We start from the raw sequence: 15097 nt of genomic DNA, 5'->3' as shown, positions 1-15097 counted from the left end.
CGCCCGGGGCCTAAGTAAGTGTTTGGAAAGCTGTTCGATTTCGGCCCTGAAGCCGATCGGTGACTCATGATGGGGCATGGGTTCTCGTAAGCAGCGTCGCAAGCCGAAGCCGTATCCGTCCGATCTGACCGATGCGCAGTGGGAGTTGATCGCACCGATGGTCCCGGTGCCTTCGGCTGGTCGCCCGGCCATCCACTCGCGCCGCCGAATCGTGGATGCGATCTTGTATGTGAACCGCACCGGCTGTTCCTGGCGCCAGTTGCCGCATGATTTTCCCAAGTGGGAGACGGTGTACTGGTACTTCAAGGTGTGGAACGAGTCTGGGGTGACCGACCGGATCCACGACGCACTGCGGGCGCGGGCGCGCGATCGCGGTGGTCGGGATCCGATGGCCTCGGCGGGGATGGTCGACGCCCAGGCGGTCAAGGGTGGCGACACCGTCGGCACGGACACGCGCGGTTGGGACGGCGCGAAACGAGTCAATGGGCGCAAAAGGCACTTGGTAACCGACACGCTCGGCCTACTCGTGGTGGTGTTGGTGACGGCGGGGAGTGTGCAGGACCGTGACGGCGGACGCGCGGTGCTGGCGCGGGCGAAGACGGCGATGCCGTCGATGGTCGTGGTGTGGGCCGACGGCGGCTACGCAGGCAAGCTGGTCGCCTGGGTCGACACGCACTGCCGCATCGCATTGGATATCGTTCGGAAGCCCAAAGGGCAGCGTGGGTTTGCTGTCCTACCGCACCGCTGGGTGATCGAACGGACGCTGTCGTGGCTGGTGCGCTGTCGCCGCCTCGACCACGACTATGAGCGCCTCCCCGCCCACTCGGAGGCGTTCATCAAGTGGGCCATGATCGGGCTCATGACACGACGACTTGCACCGACACCCGGACGCCGCCCATGGCAATCGACCCGCGCATCGTGACCATTTCCAAACACTTACTGAGAGCGCGAGGCGCTGCAGCGGGATCGAGTCCGGGTCCGATCTCGATGTCCGCCTCCGGGACGAACGTTTGCACGATGTGCGCGAGTTCGGACAGACTGACCTGCATGCCGCTTCCCACGTTGTAGATCGTGTGTCGGAGGGTAGCTGCGTCGAGAAGTGCCAGGAGGCCACGGACTATGTCCTTTACATACGTGACTTCGGTCTGACTATCGCCGCCCACATCGCGGTGAAAGGCTTCGCCCCGTACCGCGGCATCGATCATGTCCGATAGGAACTGAGGGTAACTTTGATGGGGGCCGTACGCCCCGGTCACCCGCGGAATTACCAGGTCGAGATCGAAATGCTTCGCATACTGGACGGCGACGATGTCAGCGGCCGCTTTGGAGGCACCGTAGAACGCCACGGGGCGCGGGCTAGCCTCTTCGTTGACAGGACCCCCCTCAGGACTATGGGTGCCGTAGACCGACCGCGTGCTGACCGCGACGAGGCGACGGATGGGCAGGGACCGCGCGATGTCGCACAAGGCCCATACCGACTCGGCGTTGACCTTGAGGAAGTGACGTGGACGAAGTATCGACTCGGGTTCCGCGAGCGACGCTGCTGTGTGGACGATGTCGGTGACACCGAACTGCAAGACCGCCGAGGCGATTTGGTGCGAGTCGCTGACGTCGCCGACAATGTAGGTAACCGGAGGCGAATCGAGACCATTCGTAACGAACTGCGGAAGGCGGTCGGCAAGATCAAGAGCCACCACCGCCGCGCCGCGCTCTAGGAGCGCTCGAGTCAAGTGTGAACCAACGAAGCCTGCGGCGCCGGTGACTAGGACGGTATTCGACATGGAAAGCTCGCCTCCTCGGGTAGTTCACCATTTGCAGTTGTGCTCGCATCCGCCGGCCCCAGATCGTCGGATCTTCCAAGGCGCGGGAAATTCGCCGTTGAGGAGGAGGCGACGCCGAACAACCGCCTGGTCGTATTTTGCACGTCACCCCCCGTTGCTGGCTGTCGGAAACAGAGGAGATCGGCCTTCCCTACGCGCTGCGATTGCTTCAATAACGTCGGGGCCGAGGAAACAAAGCATCTCGTAGGCGGTTGACTGGTCGAAGATCGGGCCAGCGCTCCTGAGCCAGTTGTTCAATGTGCGTTTCGTAAGTCGGATAGCGAGCTGCGATCCTTGTGCGAGCGTCTCGGCCACTCGGAGAGCGTCGTCAAGAACCTCCTTGCGAGGTAATACCTTGGTAACCAGTCCGATCCGCTCGGCCTCGGTGCCGCTCACCTGGTCACCAGTGAGCAAGTAGTAGCGCGCTTTAGCCATTCCGACAAGGAGTGGCCATATGATTGCAGAGTGATTTCCAGATGCCACGCCGAGTTTAACGTGCCCCGCTCCCAGCATGGCGTCCTCGGCGCAGATCGAAATGTCCGCAAGCAAGGGCACCACAAGTCCGGCGCCCACTGCGTTGCCGTTAATGGCGGAGATGATTGGCTTGTCACAGTTGATCATGTTGTAGACGACATCACTGATCTCCGACAGCATCGACGTGACTTGATCGTAGTTGCCAGCCATGCGCTCCACCATGTCTAGGTCCCCGCCGGAGGAGAACGAGGCGCCGGCGCCGGTGACGACGACGGCCCGAGTCTCGGGATCGGCCGAGATGTCGCTCCACACCCGGGCGAGCTCGGTATGCATGGTTTCGTCCGCAGCGTTGTCGGCTTCGGGTCGGTTCAGCGTTACCAGGAGTACTCCAAGGGCGGGTCGCTCGAAGGTGAGTCTTCGGTATGTCGCATAGTCAGTCGTCATTTGCGCTCCTTGTTCGTAGTGGTGTCTAGAGGGGTCGACCCTCATCGGGTCCGGGTCTTTTTCAAGAATTGGTGTGAGCTGTCATAGGTATCTTCACCTGGTCGGTGGGTCGTGATTGGGAACTACCGCTTCGCAGTGCTAGGCCGAACTCGGCGAACTCAGTTCAGATTTCGATCTCATGGTTGAAACCGCAACAGCTGACAACGCAAGAGTCGGCATGGTGTACCACAAAATTGCGGGGGTACCGCCGACGGCAACCAAAGCAGTCGCGATGAGCGGAGCAAAGGCCGAGAACAACAGGTTGGCGAGAGTGAATGAGATCGCGCACCCCGAAAAGCGGAACCTGGTCGGGAACTGCTCGGCGAAAAGGACCGGTTGCATTCCATAGAGGAATAGGCACGACCCGACGGTGAGGACGGCGAACAGAATTAATAGCGGCAGTGCCCCGGCAGCGCCGATAGTGAAGAATGCCACGCTACCTACGGCGACACCGACCAATCCTGAGAAAAAGACTCGTTTGCGGTCGAACCGGTCGCTGATCCAGCCTCCTAGTAGGCAGCACGGAAGAGACACGAGGTTAGCCACCAGGAGGACACGGAAGCTCGTTTGACTCGAGATGCCGACGCTGTCGGTCATGAAAGTCAACCCGTAGACGGCAATAAGGTCGAAGCACATGGAAGGTCCCGCCCACGCCAACGTCAGTTTGAGTACCGTGCGCCACTCACTGCGCAGCCCGGGGAGCCCGGCCGAGTCAGCTGAGGAAGGTGTGTCACCGCCCGATGGTGCGTCACTCGTCTGATCCGCAACGAAAGCCGGTGTCTCTTCGATCTTTCGCCGTATGTAGACGGTCAGAGCCACGAGCAGGATGCTTGACAGGAACGGGACGCGCCAGCCCCAGGTCATCCACTGCTCCTCGGACAGAATGCCGGTCATGACAACCAGGACCATGTTGGCGACGATTTGACTGAATGGTGCCCCAACGTTGACCAGAGCTCCGAGCAGACCGCGTCGCCCTGCGTCCGCATGCTCAACGGCCATAAGTTGGTTGCCGGTAACCTCGCCGCCGAGCGAGAAGCCCTGAATTAGGCGGAGACCGACGATGATCACGGCAATACCTATTCCCTGGCCGGTCGGGAGCAGGCCGATTAGGGCCGACGAGATCCCCATGATGAGGAGCGTCACGTAGAGGACCGCGACCCGGCCGACTCGATCTCCGAGATGGCCGAAAAAGATCGCGCCGATCGGCCTGGCGGCGAAGCCAAGTCCGAACGTCGCAAACGATGCCAAGAGACTGCCAGTTTCACCGAGCCCGGAGAAGAAGAGATCCGGGAACAAGGTAGCCGAGAGAGCGCCGAAGATCACGAAGTCGAAGTACTCGAGCGACGATCCTAGCGCCCCGCTCACGGTGACGCGTTTCTCCATCACGCTGAAGCGGCGGCGACGTTGTGGCTTGGTTGGCGGGCTTGGGCGCATCGAACTCGTGGTCATGTCGGTTCCACCTTCCAAACAGAGATTAGTCGGTCCTGCGAATGCGTTTACGTATCTACGAAAGTAACCAGGATGTGGCTGCGCTGAACAACTGCAGTTTCCATTGATTGGATTAGTCGATTCCGGCCACAGGCGCCTTGACAAGTTTCGCGTCACTAAACTCACAACCCTGCCAAGGGGCTTGCCCGTCTAATCAATTCTCAACATCGTTCCTTTTGTTTCCTCGATGGAAAAGACAGTGAAGAAGGTTATGGCCGCGCAGACAATAAAATAGCCAGCGGGTGCCATAGAACTTCCAGTAGCGTCGACCAGGAAGGTCGCAATGAATGGCGCGGTTCCACCGAAGAGTGTAACCGCAATATTGTTCCCGAGGGCTAAGCCGCTGTAGCGCACCGAAGCTTTGAACATCTCGGCCCACGCTGCATATGACACGCCCAGAACCATCGAGACGCTAGCAAACAGAACCGTCTGCCCTACTACTGCCTGCCAAACTTCCTCGCCGGCCATTAGACTGAACATCGGAACAGCGAGGATCACGGCAGCAGCACCACTGCCAGCAATGACCTTTTTTCGGCCGTACGTGTCGGCGAGGTAGCCGGAGAACGGTAGAACAGGAATACCAACGATCAAGGCAATCGACGTCGAGGCGAACGCCAAGGTCGATGAATGGCCTCCCACGGTTTGCAGATATGACACTGAATAGACCGAGCCAATATAGAAGCCACCGGAAGTGAATGATCCAAGCAAGGCGACCTTAACGACATTGCCGCGCGATGTCTTCAACAGTTCCGTGATTGGCAGCTTCTTGACCGCGCCCTTGTCCTCCAATTCAGCGAACTGCGGAGTGTCTTCCATTTGGGATCGAATCCAGACACCCACGACGCCGAGTACCAGGCTCAGCACAAACGGCATCCTCCATGCCCAGGCGAGGATCTGATCTTGGGAGAACGCCGAGTGTATCGCTAGGCCTACCAGAGAAGCTGCCAACGATCCCAAATAGCTGCCGGTCAGGACCAACGAGGTCTGGGTCGCTCGCCATCGTGATGGGGCTGACTCTGCTACGAACACGTTGGCTCCTCCGAGCTCTCCCCCTGCGGCGAAGCCCTGAAGACATCGCACGAGCACGAGCATTGCGGTTGCCCACAGGCCGAAGGTGGCGTAAGTCGGTAGGAAGCCCATAAACACTGTCGCGAACACCATTAACAGAATTGTCCAAGACAGTGCATTCTTGCGGCCGTACTTGTCTCCGAGATGTCCGAAGAATATTCCGCCTGGCACCCGAAGGAAGAACGCAACGCCAAATGCTGCAAAGGTTCCCAATAGGGCGGCCGATGGATCTTCCGTAGTGAAGAAGAGTGCGGCGAGGGTCGTCGCCATATAGCCGTAGATGCCGAAGTCATAGTATTCGACGAGCGTTCCGACAACTGCGGCGCGCACGACCCTTAGTGTCGACTGTTGTGCGGGGCCTGACCTCGGTTCAGCCGCTCCGCTGTCTGCGTCCTGCACGACCGGTTGGTTTGTCACCGTGCAAACTTCCTTTGTATGGGTCCGGATTGGATATTGATGATGGCCGAAGCCGGCGCTCGTTACGTATCTCCCTCGGGATCCAGGGGTTCAGTGCCGCGCTCAGCACTCGGTGCCGGTCGCGATGTGACTGAGATCGAAGATTGCTGATGTCCCTGTATGTATAAAGATTGCGTGCGGGTACGGCGTCTCCCGCCCTGCCCCTCGAACCTCACGTGGACACCGGGGGCATGGGCAGCAGAGCAGCCAGGCCCTGGCATGAGAATCAGCCTTCGCCGTCGCGCTCAGGATCCTCGTGATGCCAAACACGTGCAGGTCTGTGAGAGACCATCCAGGCCGAGAAACTGGGTGTCCACCGTGGGTATTGCACATGAGAACTAGGGGACGCGAACAGCTAGCCGCCTCGGACGGCGGCGCTGCTACCCCCGTCGATGACCAGGTTCGCGCCGGTAACGAAGGACGCGTCCTCGCCACAAAGGAAGCGAATGCCCGACGCGATGTCGGAGGGCTCGGCCATTCGTCCAACAGGCGGCATGCTGCTGGGCTGCCACCCCGACGTGCCCGCGTTGTCGGTGCCTGCCGTGACCATCGGAGTGTTAGTGAGTCCCGGTGTTACGACGTTAACGTTGAAGCCGAATGGTGCCACTTCCACCGCGAGGACCCGAAAGGCCATGTTCAGCGCCGACTTGCTTGCGGCGTAGGCGCCATTGCCTGCTCGCGGCCGGACGGCTGCGGTGGAGGAGACTGCGACGATGCGGTGGCGACGGGGATTCGCCAGCGCCGAAGTTCGTGTGCTCGCGATGAAACTCTGCGCCATAAGAACAGGCGCACGTGCGTGCAGGTCGAACATCTCGTCCCACGAATCGACACGCAGTTCCAGTAAGTTGCCCGGCTGCAGTACACCTGCGCAACAGACGAGGGTCTCAGCGTGGGGCAAGGCGGCAATCGAAGTTTCGATCGCCGACCGGGCCCCGGGCACCGTCGATAAATCGGCGGCCACAGCATGAATCTGACTGTCCGTATGGATCTGATCGATGGCATGAAGGAGACGCGAGTGGTCTCGATCAACTAGTGCGACGTCATAGCCCTGGCTCGCAAAGAGTCGGGCCGTTTCCAAACCGATCCCTGAGGCTGCCCCCGTGACGATTGCGGCGCGGTAGTTGTTGTTCATATCGGTGCCCTTTCGAACCGCTGGGGTTCGAGCTTGTAGGTCTGGCGCGCAGTTCCGGCGAAGAGCTTCTCACGCCAGTGCGGGGCATAGGACGCCGTGACGAGCTTGAAGGAGTTCCACAGCGTTACGTAGTCGCACAGGTGGGAATCCACCGGAAAGTTGCTCTCGAACATGCAGCGCTCTGGCCCCAAGGTCTCGATGCAGAAACGAAGCTCCGGCCCCCAGTAATCGGCGATCGTTTGCGACGAATGCGGTGCGCTTGCGAGGAATGATGGCTCGACGAACACGGGCATGCCGATGGCGCCGAGTTTCAGGACGATGTTGGGGCACTCACTGACCTCGTGAATCCCACGCCGCCAGGACTCAAGCACCTCGCGCCGCCGTCCTGCGTAGGGTCCGTTTGCGGCAGGTCCGCCCAAGTGGTTCAGGACGATGGTCAGTTCGGGATGCTGTCTGGCCATCTCGCATAACTCCAACAGTTGATGGAAGTAGCACCACGTCTCGAAGACCAGGCTGCGCCGTGCGAGCTCGGCGACGCCACGGCCGAAGGCAGGCGCGAGCAAGACCCCGGCAGCTGGCTTGCGGGGACTGACGTAAGCATCGACATGGGGATCCCATGACACGGTGTACCTGACGCCCTTGAACCTGCTCCCCGCGGCCAGAAGGTGAGCGTCCAGTACCCGGCCTGTCTCGGCGCCGAGCAACATATCGGCGTAACCGACAATGCCGCTGAGAAGTCCGGTCGACTCCTGGTTCCCCTGCTCCGCCACCCAGGAGGTTTCGCCCACTGAACGTAGCTCGTGTGGACCCTGGTCGTGATAGTGCGATAGGCACTCCACGTATACGGTCTCGGTGACAGAATGCCCGCCGCTGACATCCTGGCGAAGGTCGTCAAGCGAGTACGCGGTCGCAACGGCAACGGTCGTGCCCGCATCGTCGGGATCTCCTGGCGCAGGTGGCACACGTACTTGTCCGTCTGGCCACAGGTGGTGGTGCGGGTCCACGATCACCAGATCTGGTTCGAGTGCATCCTCAGCGTGTCGTCGGGTGGTGATATTGGCATCGGTCTCGGTGGCGCTCATCGCTTCACCTGCTCTTTCGCTGGCACTTCCGCGTAGAAGGCATCGCTCCGGTCGCGTTGGGATCTCGTCCAAGAGGGGTCGATTGGGAGGAACATTTCGCCGTCGTCGCGTCGGATCCAGTCGATAGCGACCACGCGGGAGGTGATGCGCCACCCCACGCCCGGGCGGTCTTCAAAATGGTCGACGTATCGACACGCGACGGTACGTCGGGCCGAACGCGATAAGGACGTGGCGGAGGTGGCGTAGGCGTCGAACCCGCCCGGCGACACCTCTTTGAAGCTCATGCAGTAGCTCTCAGTGTGCGCCGTTTGGAGATCGTCTGTGAGCATCACCCGGACGTTTGTCAGCACATGGAATGACGAAGACACGTGCTGGTGACTATCTCGCATCCACTGCAGCAGGTCGGGCACCGTTCCATTGAACGCTCCGTGGGAGTCTGTGGCGTCGTCGTGATAACACTGGCGAACCAGGTCCCAGTTTTTCCGATCGACACCGTGGCAGTAGTCGGCGAGAACGCGGCGCACGTTGTTTTCGGCGGTCAATCGATCCAACATGGACTGCGCTTTTGGTTGTAAATCCGTCATAGAGGCATGTCCTTCGATTCTGTCGGGAGCACCAGCGAGATGCGTAGGTCCACGTCTACTAAGACCCCGTTGGGCTGGTCTTTGCATTTACGACGCGGCACGCTGGCCTTCGATCTGGCCTGAATGTCGACCATGTGAACCTCACTTTGGCTGGGGCGGTGACTCGTAGCCACGTCGCCGTCGCAACGTATGAGGACGTGACTGCCGACACAAGGGCTTCTTCCATTCAATGAAAGGGTGCGTAGCCGGGGTTCTGGAAGTTGTGGATGCGATGCACGTCGTCGTCTCCCAGACTTGGGGCTCCCAGACTCTGCGAGATGGAGCGTGACGCTGCCTTGAGCATCGGGACCCAGGGCTGGTGGTCGGCGTCATGTTGGATGACGATCGACAGTGCTGCGACGACCTCGCCGTCGGCCCCGTGAACTGGGACAGCCAACCCCTTACTGCCGACATTGATTAACTCGGAGGCCACTCCGTAACCGTTACGTCGAGTGGCCGCAAGAACGCGCCTGAGCCGCGTGGCATCGGTGATCGATCGTGGCGTGAATTGAGTGAACTCACCGGCCAACACATCTGCTCGGAGGTCGTCCGGGCCGAAGGCGAGAAAAACCAGTCCTGCAGAACAGGCGTAAGGGGGGAGTCGCGTAGCGATCTTCGCAATGTTTGGCACCGCGCCCCGAGAACTGAGTCGTTCGATGAACAAGATCTGGCCGTCGACGAGCACAGCAAGCTGAACGTGTTGCCGGACGACGACGTGGAGGCTCTCCAGCACCGGCGCCGACGCTTCGCGCAACCCAACTCGAGAGCAACGTGTGGCGAGCTCCCACATCTCAGTTCCCATACGGAAATTCCCAGAGTCGTGCCGATCGAGCATTCCGTGATTGACCATGTCATGGACGAGGCGATGCGCTGTTGAAAGGGGGAGATCAGCGCGCTCAGCCAGCTGTGAGATTGTGAGTTCAGGACTCGCCGGTCCGAACGACTCAAGGATGCGCATGACGCGGGTGAGGATCGATTCCCCAGATTTACTACGGGCCATTGCATGAGTATGAGCGCACGCCGCTCTGCCTATAGATGCGAGGTCTATTCGGGGAATAGGGCGCAGTTGGTCGTGTCCTCTATCTTGCCACGCATCTCGGGTTTGTTCACCGGAGGCACCGTCCGACGCACGACCGCACGACCGCACGCTCCGCGTGCTTCGGCGCGCCGCAGACGACAGGTATCGATGTCCATGCGGGTAGTGGTGCCGGTGGAAAAGTAATCGCCTACGCTGTCCCGGGTGAGTGCGTCGATAGTGGCCCCGATGATTGTCGCTCAGCCAGATCAAGAACTTTCCGGTTTCGGTGATCTCCTGCATCGCGTTTCGACTTGCATCGAAACTCGTCGTAGTACCCAACGTTTATGGGCCACATTCGATAAATGCCTACAAATTGCGACGGTGGCCGAATACGGCCGGTCCGGTCCGGCTTCTTCGCAGCAGTGTCGGCGGCATTCCTCACAAGGGCCGAGCATCCGCAGTTCGGCGGAAACTGGGCGTGCGACCGGATCTCGGAATGCACTCAAGGAGTGGCATCGAGCGAGTGGCACGGGGTGTAGGACTGTTTCGAGTTCGGCGACCATGGCACTGAAGTGGCCGGCAGGGCACACACCGCGTTCTGTGTGGATTTGGCCCATTGGTTTCCGCGGGTGGAGCCGCGGCGCCGGATGGGCGCAACGTGCGGGCTGCACGGTGAGGTCGAATGCAAGAACGGGTGGACGCTCGCGGAGGCGGCGGGTGACACCGGCTCGGGAGGGCATGCAGCGGCTGCTCAATTTCTAATTCTAGGACTGTGACGAGCTGTTGCTGACCTATGTCACCCCAACGGGTCGAACGCTGACCGACCGAGAGCTGTACCTGCCCAAAGCCTGGACCGACGACCGCGCCCGCTACGCGGACGCCGGGATTCCGCCGCCCCCGAGTTTGTGACCAACCCGAGCGGGCGCTCGCGATGCTTGAGCGCGCCGTCGCCGCCGGTGTGCCGGCACGATAAGTCACCGGGGACGCGGTATATGGGCAGGTGCGCCGACTCCGTGCCCTGCGAGGCCTCGAATTGTCCTACGTGCTCGCAATTTCGCTGAAACAGCGGTCTTCACCGTCGATGCGCCGAGCTCCGGGCCGACGAGGCGATTGCGGCGTTGCCTGCCCAGCGTGTGGCTCATTAGACTCCGCTCGGGGTGGACCGAAACCCGCCATCCAAGTACTTCCTGCCGAATGCTGCTTTGTTGCTGCTCATAGCTGTATCGCAGGTAATTCCTCACGCTGCCGGTCTCACCACCGATGCCTCGTCGACCAGATTATGGGGACTGAGAGTCAGTCGTCGATCGGGGCGAGCGAACAGTACCACCCGGCGAGTGGCGCGTGGCTGACGTGGGCTGCGCGGTGGCCGCAACGACGATGTGCGACCGGCGGCGCCTTCAGCGGCAGTTCGCCGCGGTCGCACGCCAATAATCGACGAACTCGCACGGTTTTCAAGGTTGAAGAGTCGTAAAAGCGGGCCTCGGCTTTCTCTCATTCCTCACCTTCGAAATCACGCCATCGGACAGGCGGGCTTTGTTATTTCTCGATAGCTCTCCGGGCGAATAAGCAGGAACCCAAGCAGGGCCTGTGCGGGCTCAGTCTCGAAGTACAGGCCGGAAATGCAATATAGCCATTTCGAACCAACGAGTCCATTCCACCAGCAACTGATCAATGTGGGAATGAACGACGTCGTCCGTTGCGGCAGAAACGAAGTACAGCCCAGTTCGAAGAGCGAATCCACTCGACTGTTCCTTCACCTGGGTCATGAACCGCGCTACCTCTGTCCCGTCGGCCAACCGACCGACGCCAGCTGATAGTACTTCGTAACCCGGCAACGGGTCGATCGGTGCCGAACCAGAGTCGAATGTCGCGTACATCCGAAAAGGGACGTGCCCGAGTTCCTCTACGACAAGATAACACTGATCGGCAACTCGCCTCGGGTCGTCGACCCACCCGAACCGGTAGTGCTCGGGAAAGGCGGGAAAGACAACGTCAGGAAGGTCGTCCAATGCGGTCGACCACCATTCGGTAAACTGGGCTTTCGTCAAGCCAGATATTTTGAAGTCAACCTCCGACGCTCGCCACGATCCGTCAGAATTCGCGGCCCAGTGGCGCCACCTGGCATCGGATTCGTCGAGGTCCCTTCTGAGCAATCGATCCATTTCGTCAGCCGTTAAACGAGCCTTCAACAACCGAAGGGCGCGCCGCGCGGATTGTAATTCGAGGTCGTCGATATCTCGTGCAGCTGCCTGGCCGCCGACATATCCGACGATCTGTGGATAACCGCCTTTTAGACTCTCCACACCTGTCCCTCCAACTGCATCGTGCATGACGATCTTTTTAAAGCGTCAAGATTCAAACGAGATCAAAAGACGGTGAATATGACCCACGACAAGAGTGGGCCGATAACAATCATCGAAAGACCCCATAGCAGCAACTTACGCAGGAGAGACGGCCGTTCCTCGGGCATGGCGTTCGCCAGGACGAGCGCGCCTCCGATACCCATGGGGCTGGCGTCCACTATCGTACTTGCGATAGTGACTGGTCCGAACACGCTGAGGGTACTCATCCCCGCAGAGGAGTACACATCCACTGCCAGAGGCAGATTGACTCCAAGCACGCCCAGAGAAGATGCAAATGCCGAGGTGATTGCACTGACAAACGAGAGAGCAAGGACCGCCTGCGCAGGCGACTCGAATCCGGCCAGCAGATTGCCGATCGCCTCGAGGGTTCCAATCTCGGTAAGTACTGCTATATAACAAAGGACTCCGGTCACCAACATCATTGCGAACCATGGCATTTTCTGGACGAGACCGTCGTTCTTGCGTTCGAACACCAGCGCCAAAACAACACCGAGCGTCAGTGCGACATACCCGACATCCAGTCCGAAGCCTGCCGCCGATACAACGAGCACCACCAGCGACGTCATCGTGCAAGCCTGATACAGAGTCGGTCGACCAAGAACTGCCTTCTCGGTCGAGAGCGTCATCGTAGTGCCGGAACCTCGCGGACGTGGACCTCCCGAGCCGTCCCCGTTCGTATCCGAATCTACTGCAGTAGTCGGGCCGATCTGCCGCGGGGCCCGAATGAGTTTCAATCCTCCGAACAAGCAGAATGCTGCCACGCAGACAATGCCATGCACCGCAAGGTGACTAAGGAAAAGTTGCATCGGGAACGACGGAACACCAGCCTCGGTCAGCACTCCGTCCGTGAAGATCCCGTCGATTGCAATAGGACTGAACACACCTGCGATAACTCCATGTATCACCATCAGCCCCATAAGCAAAGAACTCACCGAATAGTCACGAGCAAAGCGCATCGCAATGGGAAGGAGCAACGCCGCTACGGCGGCTGAGTAAGTCCCGATTGCCACCGCGAACGTAGCCAAGGCGAAAAAGATGAAAGGCACCATGGCGACTCGACCGCCAATCAGTCTCAAGAGGCCTTCCATCACGTAGTCCATCGTGTGACTCGCATTCACGACAGTGAAAAAGAATGTGACACCGACCAACAGGAGAACGACGCTAGCAGGGAAACCTTCCGAGATTGTATCGACAGGCAGTCCAGCGATAGAGGTAATGAGGAAAGCGGCGACCAGGGTCAGAATTCCCAGATTTATCTTCCACAATGTCGCTGCAACGAACGTTATTGCGAGAAATATCAAGGACAGGATCTGTATGGAAGTCATTGTCACTTTCCGGTTCGTAGGATGCGGGACCGTGCGGACTCAGCATGTAAAGCAGTTTTCGGTCGTTCCGCTCTCGACTGAGTAAATTCCGACAGAACCACATGACGCCCGTCCTTCAAACGCGAAATCGCGATCGCCGAAGCCACAAGCACGACAAGTGTGAACGCCATGACGAGATTCGTTCCGCCAACTGCGACCAACGCGGCTGCGAGAAACGGGGACGGTGCTGAGAAGATCAGGTTGGCCAAGGTGTGCGAGAGAGCTGCGCCGGAAAATCTCACCTCTGTGGGGAACTGTTCCGCGAACAGAGCTGGTTGCGAACCGCTGATGAACTGGGTTGAGCAGAGCGTAAGTGCCACTATCAGACCAGTTGCGATCACGCCGCCGCTTCCGGCGACCGTAAAGAAGAGTGCAATCCCGGCGAAGCTCCCTGATATCCCGCAAATCATGACGGTCTTACGTCCGATGCGGTCGGACAGCCAGCCACCGGCCACGCAGGATACAACCGACAGACCATTTGCGATCATCAGAATCAAGAAAGTTGTTTCCGAGGACATTCCGGTATCTTTTGACAGGTAGCTCAATCCGTAGACCGCGACGAGGTAGAACGCCAAAGCTGGTCCGCCCCAGCCGAGTGTCAGCTGGGCAACCTTGCGCGGATGCGTGACGAGCACGCGGAGACCGGTATCTTTCGCCTGCTTCCCCCTCTCCGCCGCACGTTGTTGCGCCACGAAGGCTGGCGTTTCTTCCAGCTTGAGTCGGATGTATACAGCTGTTGCCACAATCAGAACGCTTCCAAGAAATGGCAACCTCCAACCCCAGGATTGAAATTGATCAGTGGTGAGGTTTGCACTCAAGGCAACCAATGTGAGATTGGCCAGCACTTGGCTGATCGGGGAGCCCATGTTGATGAATGAGCCCAGAAGCCCGCGCCGGCTGGGATCCCCATGCTCCATAGTCATGAGCTGGCTACCTGTCGTTTCACCTCCAAGTGAGAAGCCTTGAATGAACCGCAACCCCACGAGAATGGCTGCGATCGCGAACCCGTGCCCGGTCGGGAGCAGTCCGATGAGAATCGACGACCCCCCAATCAGCAGCAGCGTCGCGAAAAGTATCGGTCGACGTCCGAATCGGTCGCCGAGTTGCCCGAAGGCGACGGCACCGATTGGCCTGGCAGCGAATCCGACGCCGAACGTCGCAAACGAGGCCAGGAGCGCTCCTGTCGATCCAAGCTCCGAGAAGAAGAGCGTCGGAAAGATTGTCGCGGCGAACGCGCCATAAACCGCGAAGTCGAAGTACTCGAGCGCGGAGCCGAGCGCGCCGCTTGCTACTGCGCGTACCTCCATCGGACCAGCTGGCCGAGACTCTTCTCTAGAAAGCGTGCCTGAATCGTCAAAACCTCTTGGTGGAGTAGGCGTCACTGATCGCTCCCAATCCTGAAATGCCGCTGTCTGATTGAACGGTGCGAAGGTCCGAAGTGATTCGGACAACTCAAGGAGCATGAACCTGGCCTGCGCTGCGACTCCTAGGTCCGATCCACTGAGTGCAGCGCTTCCGCGGTTGCATCCCGATATAGGAACGCAGATCCGTAAGTACGCATAGATTATAGTGTGATTTGCGGCAAGTCAACGGCAAGCTGTGGCGCGAAACACAAGGCGATGGCGAAGGCGTTCAGATGGGTCACATAAGAAGGCCGACAGAGTTCGCAGCATGAGCAATCAGCGCTTCTGGGTCATCCGCACGCACATGCGCGCTCTTCGAACCC

At 59.6% G+C, this 15097-nt stretch carries 12 protein-coding genes and 1 pseudogene; 1 reads left to right on the top strand and 12 read right to left on the bottom strand.

Annotated features, from left to right (window positions below; genetic code table 11):
* Positions 1–76: 76 nt before the first annotated feature.
* Entirely contained in the window at positions 77–922 is an 846-nt protein-coding gene (locus tag ACH49N_RS30000) for an IS5 family transposase (RefSeq protein WP_358276384.1), read from the top strand.
* Here ACH49N_RS30000 and ACH49N_RS29995 read toward each other — a convergent pair.
* From ACH49N_RS29995 to ACH49N_RS29940, 12 genes and pseudogenes are all read right to left on the bottom strand, one after another.
* Positions 858–1781 (bottom strand): SDR family oxidoreductase, encoded by a 924-nt coding sequence (locus ACH49N_RS29995; protein ID WP_358276383.1) that lies wholly within the window; start codon positions 1779–1781, stop codon positions 858–860. The genes ACH49N_RS30000 and ACH49N_RS29995 overlap by 65 nt on opposite strands.
* 144 nt (positions 1782–1925) lie before the next feature.
* A complete protein-coding gene (locus ACH49N_RS29990) occupies positions 1926–2738 on the bottom strand; it encodes an enoyl-CoA hydratase/isomerase family protein (protein WP_358276382.1) in 813 nt (270 codons plus the stop codon).
* 138 nt (positions 2739–2876) lie between these two features.
* Positions 2877–4226 carry an MFS transporter gene (locus ACH49N_RS29985; RefSeq protein ID WP_358276381.1) on the bottom strand — a complete coding sequence of 450 codons (1350 nt, stop codon included), beginning with the start codon at positions 4224–4226 and terminating at the stop codon, positions 2877–2879.
* 189 nt (positions 4227–4415) lie between these two features.
* Positions 4416–5732: an MFS transporter gene (locus ACH49N_RS29980; RefSeq protein ID WP_358276446.1), complete on the bottom strand. Its 1317-nt coding sequence runs from the start codon at positions 5730–5732 to the stop codon at positions 4416–4418.
* Between the two features lie 412 nt (positions 5733–6144).
* Complete coding sequence (locus ACH49N_RS29975; RefSeq protein ID WP_358276380.1) at positions 6145–6921, bottom strand: SDR family oxidoreductase; 777 nt, start codon at positions 6919–6921, stop codon at positions 6145–6147.
* Positions 6918–8003 (bottom strand): amidohydrolase family protein, encoded by a 1086-nt coding sequence (locus tag ACH49N_RS29970; protein ID WP_358276379.1) that lies wholly within the window; start codon positions 8001–8003, stop codon positions 6918–6920. Before ACH49N_RS29970 ends, ACH49N_RS29975 begins: the two co-directional genes overlap by 4 nt.
* Positions 8000–8587, bottom strand: coding sequence for a nuclear transport factor 2 family protein (locus ACH49N_RS29965; RefSeq protein ID WP_358276377.1), 588 nt, complete (start codon positions 8585–8587; stop codon positions 8000–8002). Before ACH49N_RS29965 ends, ACH49N_RS29970 begins: the two co-directional genes overlap by 4 nt.
* A 226-nt stretch (positions 8588–8813) precedes the next feature.
* Positions 8814–9359 (bottom strand): IclR family transcriptional regulator C-terminal domain-containing protein, encoded by a 546-nt coding sequence (locus tag ACH49N_RS29960; RefSeq protein ID WP_358276445.1) that lies wholly within the window; start codon positions 9357–9359, stop codon positions 8814–8816.
* A gap of 102 nt (positions 9360–9461) precedes the next feature.
* Positions 9462–9584, bottom strand: a pseudogene (locus tag ACH49N_RS29955) (helix-turn-helix domain-containing protein); the annotation flags it as partial.
* Positions 9585–11239: 1655 nt separating this feature from the next.
* Positions 11240–11974: a hypothetical protein gene (locus ACH49N_RS29950; protein WP_358276375.1), complete on the bottom strand. Its 735-nt coding sequence runs from the start codon at positions 11972–11974 to the stop codon at positions 11240–11242.
* 35 nt (positions 11975–12009) lie between these two features.
* Positions 12010–13332 carry an SLC13 family permease gene (locus ACH49N_RS29945; RefSeq protein WP_358276374.1) on the bottom strand — a complete coding sequence of 441 codons (1323 nt, stop codon included), beginning with the start codon at positions 13330–13332 and terminating at the stop codon, positions 12010–12012.
* A 2-nt stretch (positions 13333–13334) separates the two neighbouring features.
* Positions 13335–14678, bottom strand: coding sequence for an MFS transporter (locus ACH49N_RS29940; protein WP_358276372.1), 1344 nt, complete (start codon positions 14676–14678; stop codon positions 13335–13337).
* Positions 14679–15097: the final 419 nt, after the last annotated feature.

The sequence above is a fragment of the Rhodococcus sp. NPDC019647 genome (assembly GCF_044389235.1).
Classification (GTDB): domain Bacteria; phylum Actinomycetota; class Actinomycetes; order Mycobacteriales; family Mycobacteriaceae; genus Rhodococcus_F; species Rhodococcus_F oxybenzonivorans.
Note: the sequence above shows the minus strand (reverse complement) of the source record. Positions and strands in the feature narration are given on the sequence as shown.